We start from the raw sequence: 9,893 nt of genomic DNA, 5'->3' as shown, positions 1-9,893 counted from the left end.
CAGTTGCTCCCACAGGGGCTGCGGTGCGCTTTTAGTTTCCGTGGGCATTCCTAGCCCACTATCAAACCCCGCGCCTCCAACGCCTGCATTGCCCCCTCCATCGTGCGCATCCCCACCGCGGCGCCGGCCTGCATCAACGAATGGATCTGCGCCATCCGCCCCTCGCGGATCAGATTGCGCACGGCGGGCGTCGCCACCAACAGCTCCCTCGCCGCGACCCTGCCACCACCGACGCGCCTGACCAGCACCTGCGCCACCACCAGCCGCAGCGACTCCGCCAGCATCATGCGCACCAGCGGCTTCTCCTCGGCGGCGAACACTTCCACCAAACGATCGATGCTGTTGAGCGCCGAGCGCGTATGCACGGTTGCCAGCACCAAGTGCCCGGTTTCCGCCGCGCGCAATGCCAGGCGGATGCTCTCCAGGTCACGCAGCTCGCCGAGCATGATCACGTCGGGGTCCTGACGCAGCGCACTGCGCAATCCCTGGGCAAAGTCGCGGCAGTCTCTACCCACTTCCCGCTGGTTGACCAGGCTGCGCCGGCCTCGATGAACGAACTCGACGGGATCTTCCAGGGTGATGATATGCAGCGCGTGCTCGCGATTGATCTGGTCGACCAGCGCCGCCAGGGTGCTCGACTTGCCACTGCCCGTCGGCCCGCCGACCAGCACCAGGCCGTCCCGCTGCCGACTCATGAGCTGGAACACATCGTGTAGATCGAGCTCATCGAGGCTCGGTACCCGCGCCGGAATCAACCGCACGCTCGCCCCAGGCCCATTGCGCTGACGGAACAGGTTCAGCCGAAAACGGCCCAGCGCCGGCAGGACCAGGGCGAGATCCAGCTCATCACCAGACGCCCACTGTCGGCGCTGCCCTTCATCGAGCAGGCTCGCCAGGCCCTGCTCAAGGGTCTGGGCAGCAAGCACCGGCAGCGTCATGCGCCTCAGCTCGCCATCGAGGCGCAGCAACGGCTGCTCGCCTGCGGCCAGGTGCAGGTCGCTGGCCCCGGCAGCCACGGCCCGGGCCAGCAGGTCGGTCACATCCATGAGACTCCCCAACGGCGATCAAGCAGGTAGAATGCCGCAGACCCCAAAGCCGTCGGCGACGAACCATGTCCACCCTAGCAGACAACATTGACGCCATTGCCGCCCGCATCGACAGCGCAGCCAAGGCCGCCGGGCGCGACCCGGCCAGCGTCCAGCTGCTGGCAGTCAGCAAGACCAAGCCCGCCAGCGCCATACGCGAGGCCTGCGCCGCCGGACTGCGCGATTTCGGCGAGAACTACCTTCAGGAAGCCCTGACAAAACAACAGGCACTTTCCGACCTGCCCTTGATCTGGCACTTCATCGGCCCCATCCAGTCGAACAAGACCAAGGCCATCGCCGAGCATTTCGACTGGGTACATTCCGTGGACCGCCTGAAGATCGCCCAACGCCTCTCCGAGCAGCGCCCTGCCGGCCTCGCGCCGCTGAACATCTGCCTGCAGGTGAACGTCAGTGGCGAGGACAGCAAGTCCGGCTGCGCGCCCGCCGAACTGCCAGCCCTGGCGCAGGCGGTGAACGCCCTGCCCGGCCTGCGCCTGCGCGGCCTGATGGCGATTCCGGAGCCGACCGAAGACCGCGCCGAGCAGGAGGCCGCCTTTGCCATCCTGCGCCAGCTCCAGGCACAGCTGGGCCTTGGCCTGGACACCCTGTCGATGGGCATGAGCCACGACCTGGAAGCCGCCATCGCCCAAGGCGCGACCTGGGTGCGCATCGGCACCGCCCTGTTCGGTGCCCGCGACTACGGCCAGCCCTGAATCCATGCTTAACTCACTCTTTCCCTCAAGGACCTGACATGAGCAAGACTCGTATTGCCTTCATCGGCGCCGGCAACATGGCCGCCAGCCTGATCGGCGGCCTGCGCGCCCAGGGCCTGGACGCCGCGCAGATCCGCGCCAGCGACCCGGGTGCCGAGACCCGCGCGCGAATCCAGGCCGAGCACGGCATCGAAGCCTTCGAAAGCAACGCCCAGGCCATCGACGGCGTGGACGTGATCGTCCTGGCGGTCAAACCGCAGGTCATGAAGGCGGTCTGCGAAACGCTGAAGCCGAACCTGAAGGCCGGCCAGCTGGTGGTTTCCATCGCCGCCGGTATCACCTGCGCCAGCCTGCAGGCCTGGCTGGGCGCGATCCCGGTGGTGCGCTGCATGCCCAACACCCCGGCGCTGCTGCGCCAGGGCGTCAGCGGCCTGTACGCCACCGGGGAAGTGTCCGCCGAGCAGCGCCAGCAGGCCGAACAGCTGCTGTCGGCTGTCGGCACCGCCTTGTGGCTGGATGAAGAGCAACAGCTCGATGCCGTCACCGCCGTCTCCGGCAGCGGCCCGGCCTACTTCTTCCTGCTGATCGAAGCGATGACCGCCGCCGGCGAAAAACTCGGCCTGCCGCGTGAGACCGCCTCGCAACTCACCCTGCAAACCGCCCTGGGCGCCGCCCGCATGGCGGTGGCCAGCGACGTCGACGCCGCCGAACTGCGCCGCCGCGTGACCTCGCCGGCCGGCACCACCGAAGCGGCAATCAAATCGTTCCAGGCCAGCGGCTTCGAGGCGATCGTCGAGCAGGCACTGCAGGCCGCGGCGAAGCGTTCCGCCGAGCTGGCCGAACAACTGGGCAAATAAGGAGCCATCGATGAATGCATTGTCCGGCGCCGCGATCTTCGTGGTGCAAACCCTGGTCAGCCTGTACCTGGTGATCGTCCTGCTGCGCTTCGTGCTGCAACTGGTCAAGGCCGACTTCTACAACCCGCTCAGCCAGTTCGCCGTGCGCGCCACCCAGCCGCTGCTCAAGCCGCTGCGCCGGGTGATCCCCAGCATCGCCGGCCTGGACACCTCGTCGCTGGTGCTGTCGATCGTCATCCAGGCGCTGCTGATGGCCTTCGTGCTGATGGTCACCTACGGCACCTTCGGCGACATCCTGCACCTGCTGATGTGGTCGATCCTGGGCATCACCTCGCTGTTCCTGAAGATCTTCTGGGTGGCGATGATCGTGATGGTGATCGTCTCGTGGGTCGCGCCCAACAGCCACAACCCGGCCGCCGAGCTGGCCTACCAGATCAGCGAACCGGTGCTGGCGCCGTTCCGTCGCCTGGTGCCGAACCTCGGCGGCATGGACATCTCGCCGATCTTCGCCTTCATCGCCATCCAGGTGATCCAGTCGTTCCTGATGCCCCAGCTGGCTGCCTACGCCGGCATGCCGCAAGAGCTGTGGCGGATGATCTGACCCTGCCTGCAACCGGCGGCAAGCCTTCGCTTGCCGCTGGGGGTAGCGCTCTTTAGACTTACGCCTCCGTCAAGCGTGAGCAGGGTCGATGTCCACTGTCCTTCCCGAAGATTCCGTCGGTCTGGTAACACCGCAAATCGCCCGGTTCGATGAACCGCTGGCCCTGGCCTGTGGCCGTTCCCTGGCCACCTACGAGCTCATCTACGAAACCTATGGCACCCTCAACAGCACCGCCAGCAACGCGGTGCTGATCTGCCATGCGCTGTCCGGCCATCACCATGCCGCCGGCTACCATGCCACCACCGACCGCAAGCCGGGCTGGTGGGACAGCTGCATCGGCCCCGGCAAGCCGATCGACACCAACCGTTTCTTCGTGGTCAGCCTGAACAACCTCGGCGGCTGCAACGGCAGCACCGGCCCCAGCAGCATCAACCCGGTCACCGGCAAGCCCTACGGCGCCGATTTCCCGGTGCTGACCGTGGAGGATTGGGTGCACAGCCAGGCACGTCTGGCAGACCGCCTGGGGATCCAGACCTGGGCCGCCATCGTCGGTGGCAGCCTCGGCGGCATGCAGGCCCTGCAGTGGACCATCACCTACCCGGACCGCGTGCGCCATTGCGTGGACATCGCCTCGGCGCCCAAGCTGTCGGCGCAGAACATCGCCTTCAACGAAGTCGCGCGCCAGGCCATCCTCACCGACCCCGAGTTCCATGGTGGCTCGTTCCAGGACCAGGGCGTGATTCCCAAGCGCGGCCTGATGCTGGCGCGCATGGTCGGTCATATCACCTACCTGTCCGACGACTCGATGGGCGAGAAATTCGGCCGCGAACTCAAGAGCGACAAGCTCAACTATGACTTCCACAGCGTCGAGTTCCAGGTCGAAAGCTACTTGCGCTACCAGGGCGAGGAGTTCTCCGGCCGCTTCGACGCCAACACCTACCTGCTGATGACCAAGGCGCTGGACTACTTCGACCCGGCGGCGGCTCACGGTGGCGACCTGGCGGCGACCCTGGCCCATGTCACGGCGGATTACTGCATCATGTCGTTCACCACCGACTGGCGCTTCTCGCCGGCCCGCTCGCGAGAGATCGTCGATGCCCTGATGGCGGCGCGCAAGAACGTCTGCTACCTGGACATCGACTCGCCCTACGGCCACGACGCCTTCCTCATCCCGACACCCCGCTACATGCAGGGCTTCGCCAACTACATGAACCGCATCGCTGTCTGAGGACCCCATGAGAGCCGACCTGGAAATCATCCAAGACTGGATCCCCGCCGGCAGCCGGGTACTCGACCTGGGCTGCGGCAACGGCGAACTGCTGGCCTCCTTGCGCGAGCGCAAGAACGTCACCGGCTATGGCCTGGAGATCGACGCCGAGAACATCGCCGCCTGCGTGGCCAAGGGCGTCAACGTCATCGAGCAGGACCTGGACAAGGGGCTGGGCAACTTCGCCAGCAACAGTTTCGACGTGGTGGTCATGACCCAGGCCCTGCAGGCCGTGGAATACCCCGACCGCATCCTCGACGAGATGCTGCGGGTCGGCCGCCAGTGCATCATCACCTTCCCCAATTTCGGCCACTGGCGCTGCCGCTGGTACCTGGCGACCAAGGGTCGCATGCCGGTCTCGGACTTCATGCCGTATACCTGGTACAACACGCCGAACATCCACTTCTGCACGTTCGAGGACTTCGAGAACCTGTGCCACGAGCGCAGGGCCAAGGTCCTCGACCGCCTGGCGGTCGACCGTCTGCACCGTAACGGGTTGGGCGGGCGGCTTTGGCCTAATCTTCTAGGTGAGATCGGTATCTATCGAGTCAGCAGCCCGGGCCTGCAGGAGCATCAGCTCGCGGTCTGACCGTCGCGAACGGAGGAATGATCATGCGTCGACTAGCACTGTTTCTGATCAGCCTGTGCCTGGCCTTGCCGGTGCTGGCTGCCGATGCCGCCAGGCCCGAGCGCAAGGAAGTATTCGGCGACGTGACGGTCCATTACAGCGCCTTCACCTCGAGCATGCTGCAACCGGACATCGCCGCCGCCACGGGGCTCACTCGCAGCAAGAACCAGGGTGTGCTCAACATCGCCGTGATCAAGGCCGGCAAGCCAGCCATGGCGGTGGTCAGCGGTACCGTGAAGGACCTCACCGGGCGCAGCAACCCGCTGTCGTTCAAGCAGATCACCGACCAGGGCGCGGTGTACTACATCGCCCAGTTCAAGATCGAACAGGCCGAGACCGTCACCTTCGACCTCAACATCGAGTCCGGCGGCGTCAGCCATCCACTGAGCTTCAACCAGGAAGTGTTCCCAGGCGAATGATGAATTTCCAGCAACTCGTATTGGCCAGCCACAACGCCGGCAAACTCAAGGAACTGCAGGCCATGCTCGGTGACTCCGTGCAGCTGCGTTCGATCGGCGAATTCAGCCAGGTGGAGCCGGAAGAGACCGGCCTGTCGTTCGTCGAGAACGCCATCCTCAAGGCGCGCAATGCAGCACGCATCTCCGGCCTGCCGGCCTTGGCCGACGATTCCGGGCTGGCGGTGGACTTCCTCGGCGGCGCGCCAGGCATCTACTCGGCGCGCTACGCCGACGGCAAGGGCGACGCGGCGAACAACGCCAAGCTGCTCGAAGCGCTCAAGGACGTACCTGAAGACCAGCGCGGCGCGCAGTTCGTCTGCGTCCTGGCGCTGGTGCGCCATGCCGACGACCCGCTGCCGATCCTCTGCGAAGGCCTGTGGCATGGCAGCATCCTGTTCGAGGCCAGCGGCGAGCATGGCTTCGGCTACGACCCGCTGTTCTGGGTCCCGGAGCGCAACTGCTCCAGCGCCGACCTCGCCCCGGTCGACAAGAACCAGCTCAGCCACCGCGCCCGCGCCATGGCCCTGCTGCGTCAACGTCTGGGCCTGGCATGACCGAAAAGCTGTTCGTACCACCGGCGGGCCTGATCCTTTCCGAGCTCCCGCCGCTGTCGCTGTACATCCATATCCCCTGGTGCGTGCGCAAATGCCCTTATTGCGACTTCAACTCGCACCAGGCCGGCCCGTCGTTGCCGGAAACCGAGTACATCGATGCCCTGCTGGCCGATCTCGATCAGGAACTGCCTGCCGTCCAGGGCCGCCCGATCAGCACGATCTTCTTCGGCGGCGGCACACCGAGCCTGTTCAGCGCCGATGCCCTGGGCCGATTGCTGCGCGGCGTGGAACAGCGTATCCCGTTCGCTGCGGACATCGAAATCACCCTGGAGGCCAACCCCGGCACCTTCGAGCAGGAGAAGTTCAAGGCCTACCGCCAGACCGGCATCAACCGTCTGTCCATCGGCGTGCAGAGTTTCCAGCCGGCCAAGCTGGAGAAGCTCGGGCGCATCCACAATGGCGATGAGGCCGTGCGAGCCGCCGACATGGCGCGTGCGGCAGGCTTCGACAACTTCAACATGGACCTGATGCACGGCTTGCCGGACCAGTCGCTCGACGACGCCCTGGGCGACCTGCGTCAGGGCATCGAGCTGGCGCCGACGCACCTGTCCTGGTATCAGCTGACCGTAGAGCCGAACACGGTGTTCTGGAACCAGCCGCCTGAGCTGCCCGAGGACGACATCCTCTGGGATATCCAGGAAGCCGGCCAGGCGCTGATGGCCGACCACGGTTACCGCCAGTATGAAGTCTCGGCCTACGCCCAGGCCGATCGCGCCGCGCGGCACAACCTGAACTACTGGCGCTTCGGCGACTTCATCGGTATCGGTGCCGGGGCCCATGGCAAGCTGTCGTTCCCCGACGGGCGCATCCTGCGCACCTGGAAGACCCGACTGCCCAAGGACTATCTGAACCCGGCCAAGCCCTTCAAGGCCGGGGAAAAGCTGCTGCCAGCCGATGAGCTACCCTTCGAGTTCCTGATGAACGCACTGCGCCTCACCGATGGCGTGGAAGCCGAGCTGTTCAGCTTGCGCACCGGCCTACCCCTGGCGCAACTGGCCGAAGCCCGCCGTGAAGCCGAACAAAAAGGCCTTTTGCGGGTCGAACCGGATCGACTGGCGGCCACGCCGCGCGGCCAGCTGTTCCTCAACGACCTGCTGCAGTACTTCTTGAATTAAGGATGACCCATGGACCTGGTACTTGACCTGCTCTCGACCGTTTCCCGCTGGAGCCGCAGCAACCTGTCGGAGATCTCGCTGGCCCTGGTGGGCTGCCTGCTGGTGCTGTTCGGCACCGACATCAAGGGCTGGGTGGAAGGCCGCCTGGGTGGGCTGGCCGGGGCCTTGCGCGTGCCGTTCATGGCGCTGCTGGTGATGATCGGCAGCGGCGCGGCGCTGATCTATGCGACGCCGTGGGTCGTGAAGGGGCTGGGACAGTTCAACAACTATGCGCTGGCACCGGTGCTGCTGGTGGTGCTGGTGTTGATTGGCGTGGTCGCCGATCGCCGGGGTTGAGCGCTCGCTAAAAGCTGCCCTGGAGAGCCAGGGCAGCTTCTCACCCGACTAGCCCTTAGCGGGGATCGTCAAAGCGATCGCGTAGGAAGTCCCTGACGGTCCTGAAAACAACTAGGATCCGAACCAGCTTCCAGACACGGCTCAGCGTATTCAGCAAACGCTTCATATGCCTTGGCCTCCGTGTTGGCTGGGCCAATCTTCCAGCGCCTGACCGGCACTTCGACGCCTTCGGAAATCGTGTGAACCATCTCCAGTGAAGCGGCCAGGTGGATGGCCCTTCGAAAACTCCACCGGCGCGGTTCGTGGGCCGCGTCGAAGGGGCCGAGACAACGGATTGAATTCGTTCCCGGCCCGACACTGGAAAGAATCACATGAGAGCGGCGTGATCTTACGCTTTCTGAAAAGGTGAAGCTGTTACTCGCCCAGTCACACGTAATGCTGGATATTTCCACGATTGACGCGACCTCCAGGCAACCCTAGTATTTGAACCGTGAACTGTCTCCAGTGAAACTGAAACACGCAGGTTGAGGATTCGTAACCCGAAGCCCGCATAAAAAAACCGCCCTTCTCAAGGCGGTTTTTTTGTACCTGCAATATCGCAGGTTTGAAGGGCTGCTCCGAACGAGCCCGGCTCAGCTCACCTTCTCGAATTTCAAGTCCCACACCCCATGCCCAAGGCGCTCACCGCGGCGCTCGAACTTGGTGATCGGACGCTCTTGCGGGCGTGGCACGTAGGCGCCATCAGCCGCCTGGTTGCGATAGCCTGGCGCTGCGCTCATCACTTCCAGCATGTACTCGGCATAGGGCTCCCAGTCGGTCGCCATGTGGAATACGCCACCGGGCTTGAGTTTGCGGCGCACCAGCTCGGCGAACTCCAGCTGAACGATCCGGCGCTTGTGATGACGTGCCTTGTGCCACGGATCCGGGAAGAACAGCATCAGGCGATCGAGGCTGTTGTCGGCCACGCAGCGGTTGAGCACTTCGATGGCATCACAGTCGTACACCCGCAGGTTCTTCAGGCCCTGGGTCAGCACACCGTTGAGCAACGCGCCGACGCCCGGACGGTGCACTTCGACACCGATGAAGTCCAGCTCCGGCGAGGCGGCGGCCATTTCCAGCAGCGAATGGCCCATGCCGAAGCCGATCTCCAAGGTGCGCGGCGCCGAACGGCCGAACACCTGGTCGTAGTCCACCGGGCTGTCGACCAGCGGCAGAATGAACAGCGGGCCGCCCTGGTCCAGGCCGCGCTGCTGGCCTTCGGTCATGCGCCCGGCACGCATCACGAAACTCTTGATGCGGCGGTGCGGGCGGGCTTCGCCGTCTTCGGTGATCGGCGTTTCTTGCGATTCAGTCATCTGGGGCTCTTACTTGATCAGACCTTCCAGCGGCGAGGACGCGCTGGCATAGAGTTTCTTCGGCATGCGCCCGGCGAGATACGCCATGCGACCGGCAAGGATGGCGTGCTTCATCGCCTCGGCCATCAGCACCGGCTGCTGGGCGTGGGCGATGGCCGAGTTCATCAGCACCGCCTCGCAGCCCATTTCCATGGCGATGGTGGCGTCGGAGGCGGTACCCACGCCGGCATCGACCAGCACCGGCACCTTGGACTCCTCGAGGATGATCTGCAGGTTGTAGGGGTTGCAGATACCCAGGCCGGTGCCGATCAGGCCGGCCAGCGGCATGACGGCGATGCAGCCGGCCTCGGCCAGCTGGCGGGCGATGATCGGGTCATCGCTGGTGTAGACCATCACATCGAAGCCGTCCTTGACCAGCACTTCGGCGGCCTTGAGGGTTTCGATCACATTGGGGAACAGGGTCTTCTGGTCGGCCAGCACTTCCAGCTTCACCAGCGTCCGCTGCTCGTGGGACTTGTGGCCGTCGAGCAGTTCACGGGCCAGGCGGCAGGTACGCACCGCTTCGACCGCATCGAAGCAGCCCGCGGTGTTCGGCAGGATGGTGTACTTGTCGGGCGACAGCACATCGAGCAGGTTCGGCTCGCCGGCATTCTGGCCGAGGTTGGTGCGACGCACGGCAACGGTGACGATCTCGGCACCCGAGGCCTCGGTGGCCAGACGGGTCTCTTGCATGTCACGGTACTTGCCGGTGCCGACCAGCAGGCGCGACTGGAAAGTGCGCCCGGCCAGGACGAAAGGCTTGTCGCTGCGAACGTTGCTCATCGATGTTCCTCTGGAAAGGTTACGGGGCTTTCGGGTGAGTCG

General features: G+C 64.9%; 12 protein-coding genes. 9 read left to right on the top strand and 3 right to left on the bottom strand.

All coding sequences use genetic code 11. The features are described 5' to 3' along the window. Positions 1 to 50: 50 nt before the first annotated feature. Positions 51 to 1,046 carry a PilT/PilU family type 4a pilus ATPase gene (locus N5D48_RS15585; protein ID WP_279885796.1) on the bottom strand — a complete coding sequence of 332 codons (996 nt, stop codon included), beginning with the start codon at positions 1,044 to 1,046 and terminating at the stop codon, positions 51 to 53. 65 nt (positions 1,047 to 1,111) lie between these two features. On the opposite strand from N5D48_RS15585, the gene N5D48_RS15580 reads away from it, so the two are divergent. The 9 genes from N5D48_RS15580 to N5D48_RS15540 all read left to right on the top strand — a co-directional run bounded on the left by N5D48_RS15580 (position 1,112) and on the right by N5D48_RS15540 (position 7,674). Further along, positions 1,112 to 1,798, top strand: coding sequence for a YggS family pyridoxal phosphate-dependent enzyme (locus tag N5D48_RS15580; protein WP_279885794.1), 687 nt, complete (start codon positions 1,112 to 1,114; stop codon positions 1,796 to 1,798). 38 nt (positions 1,799 to 1,836) lie between these two features. Continuing rightward, positions 1,837 to 2,655, top strand: a complete 819-nt coding sequence (gene proC / locus N5D48_RS15575) for a pyrroline-5-carboxylate reductase (RefSeq protein ID WP_279885792.1) — start codon at positions 1,837 to 1,839, stop codon at positions 2,653 to 2,655. Between the two features lie 10 nt (positions 2,656 to 2,665). Continuing rightward, positions 2,666 to 3,256 (top strand): YggT family protein, encoded by a 591-nt coding sequence (locus N5D48_RS15570; RefSeq protein WP_279885789.1) that lies wholly within the window; start codon positions 2,666 to 2,668, stop codon positions 3,254 to 3,256. An 88-nt stretch (positions 3,257 to 3,344) separates the two neighbouring features. Then, positions 3,345 to 4,484: a homoserine O-acetyltransferase gene (locus N5D48_RS15565; protein ID WP_279885787.1), complete on the top strand. Its 1,140-nt coding sequence runs from the start codon at positions 3,345 to 3,347 to the stop codon at positions 4,482 to 4,484. Between the two features lie 7 nt (positions 4,485 to 4,491). Then, the gene (gene metW, locus N5D48_RS15560) at positions 4,492 to 5,112 is read left to right on the top strand and encodes a methionine biosynthesis protein MetW (RefSeq protein ID WP_279885785.1); all 621 of its coding nucleotides are present in this window, start codon (positions 4,492 to 4,494) and stop codon (positions 5,110 to 5,112) included. Between the two features lie 23 nt (positions 5,113 to 5,135). Beyond that, positions 5,136 to 5,570, top strand: a complete 435-nt coding sequence (locus N5D48_RS15555; RefSeq protein ID WP_279885783.1) for a DUF4426 domain-containing protein — start codon at positions 5,136 to 5,138, stop codon at positions 5,568 to 5,570. Further along, positions 5,567 to 6,163, top strand: a complete 597-nt coding sequence (gene rdgB, locus N5D48_RS15550; RefSeq protein ID WP_279885782.1) for an RdgB/HAM1 family non-canonical purine NTP pyrophosphatase — start codon at positions 5,567 to 5,569, stop codon at positions 6,161 to 6,163. Before N5D48_RS15555 ends, rdgB begins: the two co-directional genes overlap by 4 nt. Beyond that, positions 6,160 to 7,338 carry a radical SAM family heme chaperone HemW gene (hemW, locus tag N5D48_RS15545; RefSeq protein ID WP_279885781.1) on the top strand — a complete coding sequence of 393 codons (1,179 nt, stop codon included), beginning with the start codon at positions 6,160 to 6,162 and terminating at the stop codon, positions 7,336 to 7,338. Before rdgB ends, hemW begins: the two co-directional genes overlap by 4 nt. 9 nt (positions 7,339 to 7,347) lie before the next feature. Further along, positions 7,348 to 7,674: a DUF3392 family protein gene (locus tag N5D48_RS15540; RefSeq protein ID WP_110735365.1), complete on the top strand. Its 327-nt coding sequence runs from the start codon at positions 7,348 to 7,350 to the stop codon at positions 7,672 to 7,674. A 632-nt stretch (positions 7,675 to 8,306) separates the two neighbouring features. Here N5D48_RS15540 and trmB read toward each other — a convergent pair. Beyond that, complete coding sequence (gene trmB, locus N5D48_RS15535) at positions 8,307 to 9,029, bottom strand: tRNA (guanosine(46)-N7)-methyltransferase TrmB (RefSeq protein WP_279885779.1); 723 nt, start codon at positions 9,027 to 9,029, stop codon at positions 8,307 to 8,309. A 9-nt stretch (positions 9,030 to 9,038) separates the two neighbouring features. Beyond that, positions 9,039 to 9,851 carry a thiazole synthase gene (locus N5D48_RS15530; RefSeq protein WP_279885777.1) on the bottom strand — a complete coding sequence of 271 codons (813 nt, stop codon included), beginning with the start codon at positions 9,849 to 9,851 and terminating at the stop codon, positions 9,039 to 9,041. Positions 9,852 to 9,893 lie beyond the last annotated feature (42 nt).

The organism is Pseudomonas sp. GD03858 (genome assembly GCF_029840925.1).
Taxonomy (GTDB): Bacteria; Pseudomonadota; Gammaproteobacteria; order Pseudomonadales; family Pseudomonadaceae; genus Aquipseudomonas.
The sequence above is the reverse complement of the archived record's forward strand: the minus strand, read 5'-3'. Positions and strand labels throughout refer to the sequence as shown.